11 protein-coding genes and 1 pseudogene are annotated in these 15,176 nt (G+C 46.7%); 3 read left to right on the top strand and 9 right to left on the bottom strand.

Translation table 11 applies throughout. The features are described from left to right. Positions 1-4: 4 nt before the first annotated feature. The 5 genes from AC6I8L_RS20275 to AC6I8L_RS20255 form a co-directional block, all read right to left on the bottom strand. Positions 5-706, bottom strand: a complete 702-nt coding sequence (locus AC6I8L_RS20275; RefSeq protein ID WP_058960404.1) for a fimbria/pilus chaperone family protein — start codon at positions 704-706, stop codon at positions 5-7. Positions 707-927: 221 nt separating this feature from the next. After that, positions 928-1,626 carry a DUF1120 domain-containing protein gene (locus AC6I8L_RS20270; RefSeq protein WP_082678112.1) on the bottom strand — a complete coding sequence of 233 codons (699 nt, stop codon included), beginning with the start codon at positions 1,624-1,626 and terminating at the stop codon, positions 928-930. A 31-nt stretch (positions 1,627-1,657) separates the two neighbouring features. Next, positions 1,658-2,341: a DUF1120 domain-containing protein gene (locus tag AC6I8L_RS20265; protein ID WP_058960406.1), complete on the bottom strand. Its 684-nt coding sequence runs from the start codon at positions 2,339-2,341 to the stop codon at positions 1,658-1,660. A gap of 29 nt (positions 2,342-2,370) precedes the next feature. Then, a complete protein-coding gene (locus AC6I8L_RS20260) occupies positions 2,371-3,075 on the bottom strand; it encodes a DUF1120 domain-containing protein (RefSeq protein WP_058960407.1) in 705 nt (234 codons plus the stop codon). A gap of 187 nt (positions 3,076-3,262) precedes the next feature. Further along, complete coding sequence (locus tag AC6I8L_RS20255) at positions 3,263-3,907, bottom strand: response regulator (protein ID WP_498014764.1); 645 nt, start codon at positions 3,905-3,907, stop codon at positions 3,263-3,265. Positions 3,908-4,268: 361 nt separating this feature from the next. Here AC6I8L_RS20255 and AC6I8L_RS20250 point away from each other — a divergent pair, with 361 nt between their 5' ends. Both AC6I8L_RS20250 and AC6I8L_RS20245 read left to right on the top strand, forming a co-directional pair. Then, entirely contained in the window at positions 4,269-7,157 is a 2,889-nt protein-coding gene (locus AC6I8L_RS20250; RefSeq protein ID WP_479399953.1) for a response regulator, read from the top strand. A 107-nt stretch (positions 7,158-7,264) separates the two neighbouring features. Next, on the top strand, positions 7,265-7,879 hold the full coding sequence (locus tag AC6I8L_RS20245; RefSeq protein WP_479399952.1) for a LuxR C-terminal-related transcriptional regulator: 615 nt from the start codon (positions 7,265-7,267) through the stop codon (positions 7,877-7,879). Positions 7,880-7,899: 20 nt separating this feature from the next. Here the strand turns inward: AC6I8L_RS20245 and AC6I8L_RS20240 are convergent, their stop codons facing one another. Together AC6I8L_RS20240 and AC6I8L_RS20235 are read right to left on the bottom strand one after the other, a co-directional pair. Then, positions 7,900-11,325: a transporter substrate-binding domain-containing protein gene (locus AC6I8L_RS20240; RefSeq protein WP_498014632.1), complete on the bottom strand. Its 3,426-nt coding sequence runs from the start codon at positions 11,323-11,325 to the stop codon at positions 7,900-7,902. A 185-nt stretch (positions 11,326-11,510) separates the two neighbouring features. Beyond that, positions 11,511-12,128, bottom strand: a complete 618-nt coding sequence (locus AC6I8L_RS20235; RefSeq protein ID WP_058960413.1) for a response regulator transcription factor — start codon at positions 12,126-12,128, stop codon at positions 11,511-11,513. Between the two features lie 284 nt (positions 12,129-12,412). Here AC6I8L_RS20235 and AC6I8L_RS20230 point away from each other — a divergent pair. Further along, positions 12,413-12,535, top strand: a pseudogene (locus AC6I8L_RS20230) (Fic family protein); the annotation flags it as partial. Positions 12,536-12,651: 116 nt separating this feature from the next. On the opposite strand, the gene AC6I8L_RS20225 reads toward AC6I8L_RS20230, so the two are convergent. Beyond that, positions 12,652-13,521 carry an ATP-grasp fold amidoligase family protein gene (locus AC6I8L_RS20225; RefSeq protein ID WP_058960414.1) on the bottom strand — a complete coding sequence of 290 codons (870 nt, stop codon included), beginning with the start codon at positions 13,519-13,521 and terminating at the stop codon, positions 12,652-12,654. 5 nt (positions 13,522-13,526) lie between these two features. Continuing rightward, positions 13,527-14,762 carry an oligosaccharide flippase family protein gene (locus AC6I8L_RS20220; protein ID WP_498014631.1) on the bottom strand — a complete coding sequence of 412 codons (1,236 nt, stop codon included), beginning with the start codon at positions 14,760-14,762 and terminating at the stop codon, positions 13,527-13,529. Positions 14,763-15,176 lie beyond the last annotated feature (414 nt).

Below are 15,176 nucleotides of genomic sequence, written 5' to 3'. Positions count from 1 at the left end.
GAAATCACCTTACAATCAGTGCATCGTAGCTTTTGACGGCATAACCCCAGGTTGTAGCAGGTGCCAGACGTACACTGTTAGCAGTGCTTGATTTTTTTCCTTCATCCGGCTTCAACGTCAGATGTTGCCCGGGCAGAATATAGCTTTCTGGCAAGCTCCAGGTCACATTATCAGGCAACGTTTGCACAGCTTGATTAAGGCGAACTACATAAGGTGAATCATTGCTCACTGTCAGTTGATTACCGTTATGTTTCCACACTAAACGTTTCCAGGGTGCATCATCACGCGGCAATTCTGCTGGACGAATAAGCACAGGCAAATTCTGGCGGACTGTCATTCGAACGACATTTTCACCTTTTTTCTGTGGAGGAACTCCTTCAAATATGACACGTCCAAGGCGCTCAGTTTTAAGCGGAGTCTTATCTGTCATAATAAAACGTACGCGTTGATTTTTATTGCTATCAACGCGCGCTGCTGGTGGCGTAACACTCATTAAAGACGTAACATTATCGCCTTTAATATTCTTTAGCGTAGTGACCAGTAACACGGGATTAGCATCTGTATTTTTAACATTAATAGCACCCTCGCCATCTTTTTGTTCGATAATAACGACGGAAGTTTCGGGAACCATTCCTGTCGCCCAAGATGCTGATGTGGACAGGTAAAGCGCTGCTGCGCCACCTTTAATTAAAGAAGAGAACTTCATTATTTACCTCACTAATTAAATGCGCCAATCACAGCGCCACAATGTATTAATCAATCGCATCAACTTAACCACAGTGATGCAATGGGAAAATTATGCTATTTTTTACATTGATCACCCAGCAGGAAAGGATTACTAACCTGTAGGAAATTACTTAGGAGGGCCTGGAATCATAAAAAAGGCCTTGGTTAGATACCAGGGCCTTTTAACAATACGAAAAGATATTAAAGATAAATTAGTTCTATACTACTTTGGCCATCAAGCTTAATTGCATGATCAATATTCAAATCAGTCTTGTTATTGATAAATGCCTGAACGCTAATGTTGCCGGTCATCGTCGTAAATTCTACAGGTGTCACACCACCTGTGGTTGCAAAAGACATCTGTCGTGGTGTTGGATTCAATACTGCATACATGGAATTTTGCGCTCCGCCGGCGGACCAACTGGCACCATCAGTATCACTTAAAATAAGATCTGCAGACGATCCCTCTAATTTAATATCTTTCATCAGAAGAGAGTATCCACCAATTTTCTCACCGGCTGTCGTTGAGCCCAGCCCGACAACATGTGAACCATAAACTACTCCAGCAGTGCTCGTACCTACACCCACAGCAGACTCTGTCGTTACACCCGGAGTCGTATTGAGTCGCATCGATTTTGCTGCAAGCGCAATTTTTGTTGGTGCTGTACACGTAATGGTCATTGCAATATTTTTAGCCGGTTGCACGGTATAACCTGTTGTACTTAATGTATTCGCAGAGATATTACCATAATCTACAACGCCAGCATCCGTTAAAACTGGCGTACAAGCCGCTGGTTTAATTGTACCGATCACACTGACATCTACAGACTGAGCTTGTGAGGTGCTGATCATCGCCGCCAGCATAGCCAGCGAGCAGAAAGAGGTTTTCAATTTCATCATTTTTTTCTCGTAAATTAAGTTACGTTGATCATCACAGATAAATCAGTTCGAAATTAGCCAGGCCATCAAGCGTGATTTCGGAGCTCAAATCCAACTCAGAGGCTTTATTAATATATGGCTGGGCTGTCACATTCATGGTGAGGTTTTCGATAGCTTGTGGCACGATAGATCCTGCTGCAACCGGCGTGATCTGGCGCGGATTACCAGAACCGGAATTCCACATAGAGGTGCCTGAAGCCACATTCTGCCAAGCCCCTGTTTGGTTATCCCGGAATGCGGCGTCAAGAGGTGTGCCATTTTCCTTTAACGTATTAATACCTAACGCGTAGCCGCCAATCTTATCAGTCCCTGCCAAGCCCAGCCCTGCCTTCTGACTATACCAGCCCCCCTGAAGATAGCCGATGCCCCCTGCACTTTCTGCAACCGCTCCAGCGACTGAACCCGGACGAAGGGAGGTTGCCTCAATCGCCACAGCAGTCGGAGCATCGCAGGCAACTGAAAGTGTGATAGTTTTTGCATTCAAATACGTATATTCACTATATTTGAGATCACCTGCCTGAATGGTAGCCCAATCCATTACTCCACCATTTGAAAGCGTCGGGGTGCAAGATGAGGGGAGCAGGGTTCCCGTAACGGTAATATCTACCGACTGTGCCTGGGCGTTAATCGATGACGCAGCCAAAATGGCCAATGCAACAATATTTTTTTTCATCATTTCAATATCTCTTTATCGATGGCGAGGTTTTATAGATAAATAATCTCAATGTTACTTTGTCCATCGAGGCTAATTGGCTGGCTTAAATCAAGTTCTGATGCTTTGGTGATATAAGCTTGCACTCCAATATTACCGGTCAGTTGACTAATTGCCGATGGAGTCGATGTTGCAGTAGCAGCAACAGACATATAGCGAGCATTGCTAATGCCAGCATTATAAAACCCCATATAGCTCCCGGGCGTTAAATTAGTCCAGTTCGAACCCAGATCGTCGCTAAATAATGGATGTGCATTTACTCCACCTATTTTCGCATCCTGAAGCCACATTGAATAACCGCCAATTTTCTCCCCACCGGCAGTTAACCCCAGACCTACCTTTTGCTGAAATCTACCTGCTGCAGAAGTAGAGGGATGTTGTGCAATTCCTGAAGCATTCTCAGCGAGTAATGCTGTTGTCCCTTTACGGTTTGAGGATGCAGCAAGCGCAATTGGGGTAGGAGCACTACAGGAAATACTCAGGCCAATTGATTTTTCCGGAAGCACGGTCAAATCACTATACTTAAGATCAGCAGCAGAAATATCGCCATAATCAATAACACCGCCATTGACCAATGTTGGTGTGCATGCCGATGGCGCGATTTTTCCTGTAAGCTGTAGCTGCACCGAATCAACCGCTTGCACTGATGTAGCTGTTATCGCACATACCGCAAGTGCACAAAAAGAATTCTTCATCATTTTTCACCCTTGTTAGTTTAAATAATCGCAACGACTCAGATTTTAAGCATCACGCCCTGTGAGTCCTCTGTTTAACTCTGCATTGTTGCGTTGAAATGAGATTACTAAAGTGAAGAGGATAAGTTCAGCGGAAAAGGATTAGCCGCTTGTCAGTAATTACTGATGCACTGCCAAATGAAATTCAAATTCAAAAAAGATCATTTCGGTACTTGAACAGTTCTAAATCGGTGTTCAGCCCCAGTTTTTTCATCCCCGATTGCTTGTGCCCGCTGATGGTTTTACAGCTGCGCTTTAATTTTTCTGCTATCTCAATCACCTGCATGCCATCAAGAAAACAGCGGATCACTTCCGCTTCACGCGGTGATAACAGCGTATCCAGTCGCGAAAGCTTCTCGCCGTTGGCGTAATACAGCGGCCCATCTAATACCGCGCCATCGCGCTTTCGCACCGGTATTTTGCTTAATTCACTTTCAATGTTATCAGGAATAAAGCGCAGCCCGCTGTTAATCACGCGAATGGCTTCAAAATACGCCTGCGCCTCTTCACGCTTAGAAATATAGCCTTTGATTCCACTCATAAAGGCGGCACGTATTACCGCCAGGCTTTCCATGGAGGACGAAAGTAAAATCTTTAATTTTGGATGGCGTGATAAAATCTGTTTGATTAACGACAAGCCATCTAACTCATCGCCACCCAAAATATAATCCAGCACCAGTACATCAGCAGAATTCTTTTGCAACCATGATAAGAGTTCGTGGCTATGGGAAAAACTGCCGGTGATCTGCATATCGGGATAGTGGCTGGCTGCCATTTCCAGTGATAATCGAATCATCGGGTGGTCATCCAGTAAAACCACCGTTATTTTTTCACCCGCGTAACGAATCATCAATGTCAACCTCATCAGTCAGCCAGAATAAACAACAAAATACGTTTTATTGTGCGCTGATCGTAACGCAAGGTGAGACCATTCTGAGTCAACAGTTACTGATTAAATGGTAGGAATTTACTTACACAGCCATGGCAAATCTTAGTGCCATCAAACTTCTCTGACAGACGTCGCTAAAACAAGACCGCGCCTGGCCTACTTCACGCCACAATTTCGCACAATACCCCCAGATTATTCTGACACGTCAATAACGCCCTGCCTGTTTTGTTTATTGGACTTTTCCTGATTAGGAACTCAGCGGATTATTATGAAATTCTCTCACCTGCTATCGCATCTCGTACTGATTTATACCCTGCTTTTCGCGAGCGGCAGCATTGCGGGTGGCGTACCGTTAGTGTTAACGCCCCGTATTGAGGTTAACCCGCCTGCGGTCACCTTGAATGCCGATGTCAGACACTGGTTGCAACGCCACCCACGTATTAACGTCGGGGTTTGGGGTGTATCGCAGCCCCCTGTCAGCCTGGGGGTCGAGCGTGGTGTGCTAGCCGGTATTGATGCCGATTATTTATCCGTCATCGAATCAACCCTGAATGTGCATTTCCAATTGCTCTATTTCCCGACACGCAGCGAAGCGCTGAGCGCGTTACATCACGGTGACATCGACATGCTGGCCATCTGGCGTCCCGCTCTGGAGAACAACCGTACCGTTGCCGCCTCCTTGCCGTGGCTGCACGATCAGGCCGTTGTGATACATTCCGATCAGGCTCTACTTCAGCAAACGGAAATTGAGAACGGGTTATTGGCGTTAATGCAAGACAAACAGCATCAATGGGACCCCTATGGTGCTTCACCAAATAGTTTTTTGGATTATTACCATGCAGTACAGCGACTGGCTACCGGTGAGTCCGGTGCGATTGCCATTAATCGCACCACCGCCCACTACCTGGCACGCGACTTAAAGCTTGATAATGTCTGGCTGACGCCGGATGCAGCCTTAGGTGCGCTGAACTTCAGCTTTGGGGTGAACAGCCGTGCGCCACAATTACTTACCGCTATTGACCAGGTGCTGGATGCCCTGCCGCTGGTGAGTCGGTTGCGCATTTCTCACGATTGGGGGTTGAATCACGACACCGCTGAAGCGTCACGTGTGCTGGCGTTAAGCCCTGAAGAGATCACGTGGTTAACCGAAAACCAACCAGTCAAAGTGGTGCTGGATAGCCGCCTTGAGCCTTACAGCTTCATGAATGCCCAGGATAAGCCCGACGGCCTCTCCATCAATCTGCTGAAATTCATTAGCGATCGCTTTGGAATTGCTTTTGACTATCATGTCATCAACAACGATCAGGAAAAGGCTGCTTTTCTCGCGCGCTATCCTCAGGCGTTAGTCAGCCAGGCTTTTAGTGTGCCGGGTGAAGATGAAACCACTGCACCCCGGCTGCAAACCGGTACGCCATGGTTGGTCACACCGCCTGTACTGTTGATGAATCGTCAACACGAACGTCCCTTGTCTCTGCAAGATTTGTCAGACGAGAAGATTGCCATCGTAAGACAAAACCCATTAATTCCCTGGCTACAAACCTGGTACCCCACGCTGCAATTGGTTGAAGTGGAGAACCTGCAAACGGCACTTCACCTGCTAAAACAGCAGCAAGTACGTGCTGTGGTGGCCTCACAGTTTGCCGCGCAATATCATCTGAAACGCACGGGTATCGGCTCGCTCTATCAGGCATTAGCGTTGCCCGTGAAGCCGCTGAATATCAGTTTTGCGGCGAAACGGGATAATCCCCTGGCCTTGAGCTTGACCAATAAGGCATTGCAGCAGATCACCCCGAATACGCTGACCCATCTGGCAGCATCGTGGCGTGATACCCTCCCGGTCCCCGAGCAGAGTCATTACGATGCTGAGACCTCATGGACGCTTTTTATCATCATCATCACCGCCCTATTGATAGCAGGCTGTCTCTTTTTGTGGGTGACTCGCCTGCGCAACAGCCTGAAAACAGTGGCCCGGCATCTGCAATCCAAAGAGGCGTTAATCGAACAACTGGAACGCGCCACCGCCGAGAATCAACAGGTGCTGCACTCACGCAACCAATTTATGAAGAGTATGGGCCATGAAGTGCGCACGCCGCTTAATGCCATGATGGGGTTGCTGGAGTTGGAACTCGGCCGATTGCAGCAGCAAAAATTGCACAATGAGAATGTGCAAACCGCTTATGAGTCCGCCTGTATTCTTTTGTCACGGGTGGGGGATGTATTTGATATCTTCCGTGCCGAAGCGCGTGATAGCAATAATCACAGTCGGGTGGTGAATATCCCATCACTGCTGCACAGTACGGTGGCGCTTTTTCGCCAGCAGGCGGAAGATAAAGGGCTGCAAATCAACGTGACCGATGCGCTGCCAGCCCCGATGTTTGAGTTCGATCCGCTGTTTATTATCCGTATTGTCTCTAGCCTGCTGCGTAATGCCATTCAACATACCGAGCAAGGGGAAATTGCAGTGGCAATCTACCCGCTTGAAACCCTGCCCGATGGGTGCCATCACCTGGTCATTGAAGTGAGCGACCAGGGCAACGGGTTTGATGCCGCCACCGCACTCATGAACAGCCCAGAGGTGACAGAGGAAGCCGACGAACGCGACTGGGCGCTGACCGGCTTCAGCCTCGCAGCCTGTCAGCGGATGGCACATGCGGCTGGCGCGGAGATTACCGCTGAAGTGGTGGCAGGCAAAGGCAGCGCGGTGAGTCTCCATCTCAGTGCGCATCCAGCCAAACTGACACCGATAACACTTCCCGGCGAGCAGAGGCGCTCAAAGGTGCTGATAGTTGAAGATTACCCACCCGCGCGCCTGATGCTCAGCCAACAGCTACAAAATAACCACCATGAGGTTCTGGTTGCCAGTAATGGCAAAGAAGGATTGGCGTTGTGGCAGAAGCATCAGGCTCAAATCGATGTGATCATCACTGATTGCACCATGCCTGAAATGGATGGTTTTACGATGACGCGTCATATTCGCCAGCAGGAAGCCAATGAGCGTCTTGGTCCCGTGCCGATTCTGGGGCTGACCGCAATGAGCGGCTTTGATGCCACCAAAACCTGTCTTAGCTCAGGTATGAACACCTGCCTGACAAAACCGCTTTCCCCCGAAGAATTGGCGCAATGGGTTGAGCGACATCTTCATATCCCTCCTTCGTAAAAATATTCTTGTCTGTCATTCGATGAATTAAAGACCCAGCTTGGTTAATAAAAGGCACCGCTGTGTGAGAATAGTTTAGTATTTTCTTACACAGCAAGGACGCCCTGATGCACGTTATTATTTATGATCGACAGCCGTTAATTCGCGATGTTTTAGTGCCTTTGTTTCAGCAACGTCAAGATAAAATCATTATCGCCACCGGCGATGAGGATGACTTCATCTATAATACGATAGTGTTTCGCCCACATCTTGTGGTTTTTGACCCGGCCCAACTTAGCCACGCCTCGCTAGAGAAACTCATTAGGTTAAAGCGTCGTTATGCCGATATCCGAATCTTTGCATATGCAGGAGACGACAGCGTTTATTATCTGTTGCGCAGTTTACGCCTGGATTATCAGGCGTATATGAGCAAAGCCTGTCCCATTGAAAAACTCAGCAGCGTGTTAACCGCGCTCGCCAATAACGAGTCCGTGATATTTCGCCATGCTAAAAACGCTTATCATCAGCGATATCCTGACAGATTGATTATACAGTCACTCACCAATCGGGAAATACAGATGCTACGTCATCTGGCCGCCGGTAAAAAAAACAAGACCATTGCCAAGGAGCTGGATATCAGTTGTAAAACCGTCAGTACCTATAAACGCAGCATTATGAAGAAGATGCAAACCAGTAAGATCAGCGATGTGGTGGATTTAGCCGCGAGAAATGGCTTTGCATAGCAGAGAAATAAACCGGTGCCTCACAGCACCGGCGAATTCTGTAAGTCAGAGAGATAAGCGTAAAGTTCTGTCGTCAGTGACGTCAGAGCGGGTGTGAAGACCTCGACCGGTAAAGACGTATCCCGGCACTGCTTTTCCAGACTCAGACAGGCATCTGCCAGCTCATTACGCCGCGCAATACGCAGACTTCCCGCGATACGATGAACAAGATCGGCGATCACGTGGCGATCCTCCGCTGGCGTTAAAACAGCAAGTTTGGAGAGATCCTCTTGTAATGTGGTGACCATTAAATCATGCAGGCTTTCCGCCATGCGTTGTTCTTCATCCGCCTGTTCAATTGGCGGGTTATGTTCTTCAACCCACTCAGCAGCCTGGTCGGAATGGGCCTGACTGAGTGCCGCTGACAAACTGTTTAACGAGCAAGGTTTAAATAAACAACTGTTCATGCCCGCTTCCATGCAACGCTCATAGACTTCTTGCATCGCATTGGCGGTGAAGCCGATAATCCACGCCGCCCTACGCGACTGCTCTGCTTCTGATTCTCGGATCACCTGGGTCAATTGATAGCCGCTGAGACCCGGCATATTGCAGTCAGTGATGATCACATCGAAGTGTTCTTGCTGCCAGAATTGCAATGCTTCATAGCCATCACACGCCAGCGTCGCCTGCTGCCCCAGCCAACTGAGCTGTTTCGCCAGTAACATGCGGTTGGCGGCATTATCATCGACCACCAGCACCTTACCGCTGGGCAAAGCCGCAGCAATATCATGGATTGATTCGTCTCTTTCCCCTGCACTGCTCATCAGAGGCAAACGCATCACCGCTTGCACACAGGTCCCAATACCCCGCTCGCTTCTCAGAGTTAACGTACCGTTCATTTTTTCACAAACGGTCCGGCTGATATAAAGACCTAATCCGGTCCCGGATCGACGATTGTCCGCCTGGCTAAAGGGCTGGAACAACGTCGCCTGCTGTGCCTGATCAATACCGATACCACTGTCCTGCACATCGATGGTATAGGTCACCAGATTGCTCACCGCATCCACCTGCTGCTGGACGATCAGTGAAACACCGCCCTGATCGGTAAATTTAATGGCATTGCCCAGTAAATTGGATAGCACTTGCTTGATACGCAGAGGATCGGCAAGAACCGGTTGAAGAGGTTCTTCAGGATAGCGCTTGGTCAGACTGATGTTTTTATCCAGTGCTAATCCCTGAAAAACTTTGAGCAGATTATCAATCAGCTTTGCCAGATCAACGGGTTCAGGATGGTAATCCAGCTGTCCACCCTCGATGCGTGAAATATCCAAAATATCGCCAATCAGTCCCACCAGACTGTCAGCCGATTCATAGGCGACTTCAAGGGCTTGTATATCCTGCTCGCCATTGCGTCCTTTCTTTAATGCCATATCCAGCATGCCGATGATCGCGTTCATTGGCGTACGGATTTCGTGGCTCATGGTTGAGAGGAACACGGATTTCGCACGGTTAGAATCTTCCGCACGCTCTTTGGCTTCACGTAGCTCGGCAAACAGTGCTTCACGTTCCGAGATATCCATCCATCCCCCGATCACACCCACCACCGTGCCATCACTGTCATGCCAGGGTTCAATCCACTGATATACCGTAATGCCGATGGAAGAATTGGGGTTGTCCCACAAGTCGTAACGGCGATCTTCGAGAATGCGGGAGTCGGAGTTCATCACTTCCATTAGCTGGCCATGGTAGAAAGCCGCTTGTTCTGGGGTGCGCAGGCCGGGATGTTCCACCATGGTTTTGCCCAGCGCCTCGTCATAGGTGACACCGGTTTCGACTAAATAGCGTTCGTTGCAGAATGTCAGTCTTCCCTGACGATCGCGCAGTGAAACGGGGAACGGCATACTGCTTACCACGGTACGCAACTGCGCCAGTTGATTGTTTAATTCCCGGCGGAGTGCCGCCTTACGTTTTATCTGCTGACGCAGATAAAGAGCCCATCCCACCGTCAGCAGGATAATGATGCCGGTGAAAATAGCGGACGCGATCATCAAATCACGATAACGCGCCCAAAAATCGTCAACATTGACAAAATCCCCTGGGCGCCAACGGTTTGCCAAACTCTCCATTTCGACGGGCGGAATGCTTAACAGTACTTTATCAAGTATGGATTGCAGTTCAGGATCGCCTGGCCCGACACCAAAGGATATCCAGGCGGGCCGATCCCCCACGGTCGCCACAATTTTAAGTTGCCTGGGGTAGTAAGACTTAATTTGGTAATCCGACATCATCAAAATACCCACAGCAGCATCTGCGCGCCCTTCAGCCACGGTCTCCATCAATGCAGATTCGTTATCCACGGAAACCAATGTGATATCAGGAAAATGAGTGTGAATGAGATCTTCTGATCCACTGCCCGACACCATCGCCAGCCGCTTACCACGTAGATCTGGCAGAGAATGAATATCGCTGCGGTTTGCGCGCGTGGTAAGAGCATAAGCACTGCGCAGATAAGGGCGAGTAAAGAGGATCTGTTGCGAACTCTGCATACTGGGGGTGAGTGAGGCGAACATGTCAACTTCCGCCGTTTTAACTCGTTGCATCAACTGGATGGCATTATCGACAGTACTATATTCAAAGATGAGCCCGGTTTTCAGACTCACTATTGAAAGCAAATCGTATGCCATTCCGCGTAATTTCCCATCGGCCCCCACAATGGTCATTGGCGCCGCTTTATCGCCGCTAAACAACACCACATTGACGTGAGAATGCGCCGCCATCCATCGTTGTTCTTCCGGTGTGAACGTCAACGAATTAACAGACTGGGTAATATCGACTAAATCAGGCTGCCAGATGCGGTTGATTTGCAACTTATCAGCCAAAGGAATATTCGCTAACGCCTTGTTAAATAATGACAAAAGCTCAGGCTGATTGTGGCTAAACGCGAAGGCGATATCCCTGACGGGCAAGGTGCTGTAACGCGACAAATGCACATTATTTAGGTAGTTGCGACTTAGCGAATAACTGTTACCCAGGTAGACATCCGCTTTGCCAAAAGCCACAGCGCTGAGTGCATCCTGATAATTATCATAGAGACGAAACCTGGCTTGCGGGTAATATTGGCGTAACAGTGAAAGCGGCAGGTAATCTCTGACTAAAGCGACCTGAACCCCTTGCAGATTATCAGATAGCTTTTTGGTGTGTTTCATCTCCATACCCAGAACCGCCCGGTCTCTGGCATAGGATGCAGACATGGCAAAATCGTTGTTGGCTACGCATTTGGGCACAGAAGGAATAAAATCGATTTTTCCTGCCGCCAATGCTTGCCAGCGCTTTTCAGGATCGTTAAAGGTTTCAATACGTACCGGAACGCCTAACTGTTGTGCGATTAGGCCGACGTAATCCGCGCTGATACCTTCAAATTCGCCACGAATATTACGCATTCCATAAGGGGGCGAGTCGTTACGCATTACGCCCATGACCAACTGATGCTTCTGATGAAGGAAGGCCTTTTCATCGGGGGACAATACTAAAGCAGGTTGTTCTGAGCCTATCAGATGCGTCATTAACTGAAGTTCGGAAGCCTGAACGGGCGCGCAGATAAGCCACATCCCAATAAACAGTAAAATGACGCGTAAGCGCTGCATAGCAAGAATTATCCAATCAAATTGTTACGACGGGCAAAATCGATCAACTCAATCAACGTGTGTGCGTTGAGTTTCTGTTTTAGGCGATGTTTGTAGGTACTGATGGTCTTTTCACTTAACACCAGTTGCTCCCCGATCTGCTTATTGGTCAGCCCTTTAGCAATATTGATCAGCACACTGAGTTCACGATCGGAAATATCAGAAAGCAATTTGCCGTCATCCCGATTATTCGACTGCCCATACTCCATTTGCGGGAAAAAGCTGTAATTGCGCATCACCATTTTAATCGCATCGGTGAGTTCGCCTAAATCATCACTTTTCGTCACAAAACCGTCAGCCCCAGCCTGTTTGCAACGTTGAGCAAAGTTTGCTCCCCCCTGCGAAGTCAGCACCAAAATTTTCAGCGGTAACTGCAGTGCGCGCAGGCGTTGTAACACCTGAAAACCATCCACTTTAGGTAAACCGATATCCAGTAGGACTAGATCCGGGCGCGTATCTTTGGTCTTCTGGATAGCATCCACACCATTATCGGTTTCCGCCACAACCTCCATATCGCTTCGCTCCAGCAGCATTTTCACGGCAAAACGAATCACCGGATGGTCGTCGACAATAAGCACTTTCTTCATGGGATAGGCGGTCCGTAAGATCGGTTGACAGGATTGATTTGGAAGATAGCCTAACAAGATAACTAAGAATAGTCTGTAGGAAAGTACTTATCGAAACCCCATCTTGTAAGGTGAATAATGCATTGATTTTTATAGTATTAGTTCCTTTAACATTGACCTCTTGCTGTTATGTGTTCATTTAACATTTTAGGCTGAATGATATATCTTACATATTATGATTTCGACATGTTTACGCCATCGACATGTTATGGCCATATGTCGATAAAACCGTATTTTTTAAACATATGGTCTGGAATCCTGAAATCCCTTACAACGCCTTGCCTTTGCTGCCGCCTGACCAGGAAACGATTGAGACTCGTAAGGTGTTAAAGGCCTGTATCACTGCCAGGGCCGCAGTCGCGGAGCTGAATCAATAAATGAAAAGGGATTAAGTGCTTCATTATGCCGCCCTCAATCCCCAAAACGCTATTCATCAACTGCGAGAGTTAACTCTACTCTGTCTGGGGCGCTCCATGTACACAGATCACAACCTTAGTTGCCCACCCAAAATGGCATCCGCTTCCTGAAGTGACACATCCAGTCCCGCTGAAGGTGTAAATGTCAGCTCGCCAAAAATGACCTCACCATTGAGAAGATAGAAATCAGCGCGCACAAATTTAAAATCCGTCGCCAGTTTCATTGCATATTGCTTCATTTTCACAAAGCCATCAGGCATCTCTGGCAGGTCATACTTATTAATCAACTTCACCGTATCCTCAAAGGGTAGCGGATTCCAGTTCATGTCAAAGTAATAGAATTTAGGTGTGCCTTTTTCACGGCCGACACAAACCATGACCGCGTAGGGTTTACCGTTAAAGCAGTAAAACTTATAGTCGTCTGGAAAACCACCGCGTTCATTCTCGATGAATTTTTCACAGAGAATCTTTCTCTCGATCTTGCGGTATTGAGGCTCAATAAAATGTGATGAGAAATCCTCACTCAACCACTTACTCAGCTGCCTGTTGGTTTTTTCAACATCCAATGAGGATTTATCACTACAAATGATGTTGTAGCCTGCGCCGTGGTTGCACTTCAGGGCAAATCTTTCCGGTAATGCAGCATAGTCAATGTCCTGCGGATTATCGTAGACGCCATAAAGCTCATTGAGAATTTCACCGCAGCCTTTGGATATAATATATTCTCTGACCTTGAATTTATCTGCACACTGCGTGTAAATCTCATTATTGAACTCATTAAACTTAAGCCACTGAATTTTTTCATTGAAATTCGTGGGGTTTGATAAGTTAAGTTTTTTCTTGAATTTTATATAGTAGTGAGCTTTAGCACAGAATTCTGGTGAAATATTAGCGCTAATTTTCAGAGCTGACTTAACTGTGTGTTTAATCATTCTCATTGAAATTATCTCATTTTGAAAATGTTGAGGTGCATTTTGATGATTGTTTTATTCTTGAAAAAGTAATTCAGTAACGTACAAGACAAAATTTCGACAATCAAAAAACAGTATGCAGCGCCATTAATCCCGAAGGTGCGAATCATTAGCCAGGAGAATGGCACGGTTAATACACAACATAAAAACATCTTCTTAGCCAGATAGTTGTATCCGGACTCTTTAATCATATACCGGTAGCAGATCGTTCCCAGTGACGAGAACATCGTGCCAATAATGATGATGGGTATAATTTCGGCAGATCCCATATACTTATTGCCATAAAGCAAATGGATAAAGTCATCACCAAACAGATAGAACCCACCTAGCACAACAAGAGACAGCAAGATAACAATCCTATTGATTTTACTTAGCAATTCATCTACAGCAGGTTGATTCTTTTCATTGTAAATCTTTGAGAAAAAACTCGTTATTAATGCCAATACGATAAATGACCAGGCACCTCCTATGGTTAACGCAACGCTATAGATTCCCAGATTTGAGTAAGAGATCATTTTAGCCAGAAAAATACTCGAAATCTGCGTGTAGATATCCGCTGATATGCTCGACAGAATTAAGGCCCCGCCGGTATACAACATATGACGGTTATACATCACAGCACCTTTACTACTTTCATTGACTGCTGTGGTCTGCCTAAAGTACACAAGGCGCATGACGTAAGGGACCAGAGGGATAATGATGATAGGTATCGTGAAATAGTAAATCGGCAGTTCAAAGTGTGATATGTAGAATCTGGCCATCAGTGCCAAAGACAATCCGATGATATTGGTAATCGTATTGATCTTTGATTTTAATTGAGTGTTGTTATAGATCGAAAAGAAGTCCATCACGATGTAATACGTAGCGATGCAGTTGGCCACGCCAAAGATAAAGACCGTGAGATCCGTAAAGAAGTAGAGATACGTGAGTACTGCACTTGAAGAGATGAGAAAGAAAAAACGTCTCTGATTCTGCGTATGCATCGCTAAAGAGATACCTGAACGGACTCTCTCACTCATGCGTTTAAAAATAATATTCTGGCCACCAAACCATGACAACGTCTGTACAAAGATAAACAGCGAGGTGGCGATGTTTATCTTGCCAAAGTTATCCGGGCCAATGTATTTAGCCATTAATGAATTGATATATATCAGCCCGATGATATTGACTGACTTCTCCAGCATGATCCATATCGCGTTAGAATACATGTCACGTCTCACATACACTTATGTTGAGTTGCAGTTGTTTATGCTTGATTGATGTTCTACGCTCAAAAGCAACGGGGTTTATATGCATTACTGGTATATTTATTTGTCAAAAGGTTATATAGTCAAATAACCTTCACATTCTCTCTTTACTTTACGCTTTCATTTTAATTGGTCGATACTGTGACTGTTTACACAAAAATAGTGAAGGGTTTTCTGTTCGAATCAGATTAATAGCAGTCATTTATAAATATTAGTGCCAGACATTAATAAAGCGCTGTATTGAGGGAATTAATTAAATAGGAGAGTAATAATCAGGAAGATAGGGGAATTAACTCACGGTTTTGAGCCGACGTGCGCGCCTTACATGCCGCATAGCAGGTTTGAGTGATATGCCGATATAACCCTCTTACATAA

The sequence above is a fragment of the Type-E symbiont of Plautia stali genome (assembly GCF_059731115.1).
The sequence above is the reverse complement of the archived record's forward strand: the minus strand, read 5'-3'. Positions and strand labels throughout refer to the sequence as shown.

Bases quoted from the DNA above. Each gene is read 5' to 3' on its own strand.
- AC6I8L_RS20275 (WP_058960404.1), bottom strand. From the start codon at position 706: ATGAAGTTCTCTTCTTTAATTAAAGGTGGCGCAGCAGCGCTTTACCTG.
- AC6I8L_RS20270 (WP_082678112.1), bottom strand. From the start codon at position 1,626: ATGATGAAATTGAAAACCTCTTTCTGCTCGCTGGCTATGCTGGCGGCG.
- AC6I8L_RS20265 (WP_058960406.1), bottom strand. From the start codon at position 2,341: ATGATGAAAAAAAATATTGTTGCATTGGCCATTTTGGCTGCGTCATCG.
- AC6I8L_RS20260 (WP_058960407.1), bottom strand. From the start codon at position 3,075: ATGATGAAGAATTCTTTTTGTGCACTTGCGGTATGTGCGATAACAGCT.
- AC6I8L_RS20255 (WP_498014764.1), bottom strand. From the start codon at position 3,907: ATGATTCGATTATCACTGGAAATGGCAGCCAGCCACTATCCCGATATG.
- AC6I8L_RS20250 (WP_479399953.1), top strand. From the start codon at position 4,269: ATGAAATTCTCTCACCTGCTATCGCATCTCGTACTGATTTATACCCTG.
- AC6I8L_RS20245 (WP_479399952.1), top strand. From the start codon at position 7,265: ATGCACGTTATTATTTATGATCGACAGCCGTTAATTCGCGATGTTTTA.
- AC6I8L_RS20240 (WP_498014632.1), bottom strand. From the start codon at position 11,325: ATGCGTAACGACTCGCCCCCTTATGGAATGCGTAATATTCGTGGCGAA.
- AC6I8L_RS20235 (WP_058960413.1), bottom strand. From the start codon at position 12,128: ATGAAGAAAGTGCTTATTGTCGACGACCATCCGGTGATTCGTTTTGCC.
- AC6I8L_RS20225 (WP_058960414.1), bottom strand. From the start codon at position 13,521: ATGAGAATGATTAAACACACAGTTAAGTCAGCTCTGAAAATTAGCGCT.
- AC6I8L_RS20220 (WP_498014631.1), bottom strand. From the start codon at position 14,762: ATGTATTCTAACGCGATATGGATCATGCTGGAGAAGTCAGTCAATATC.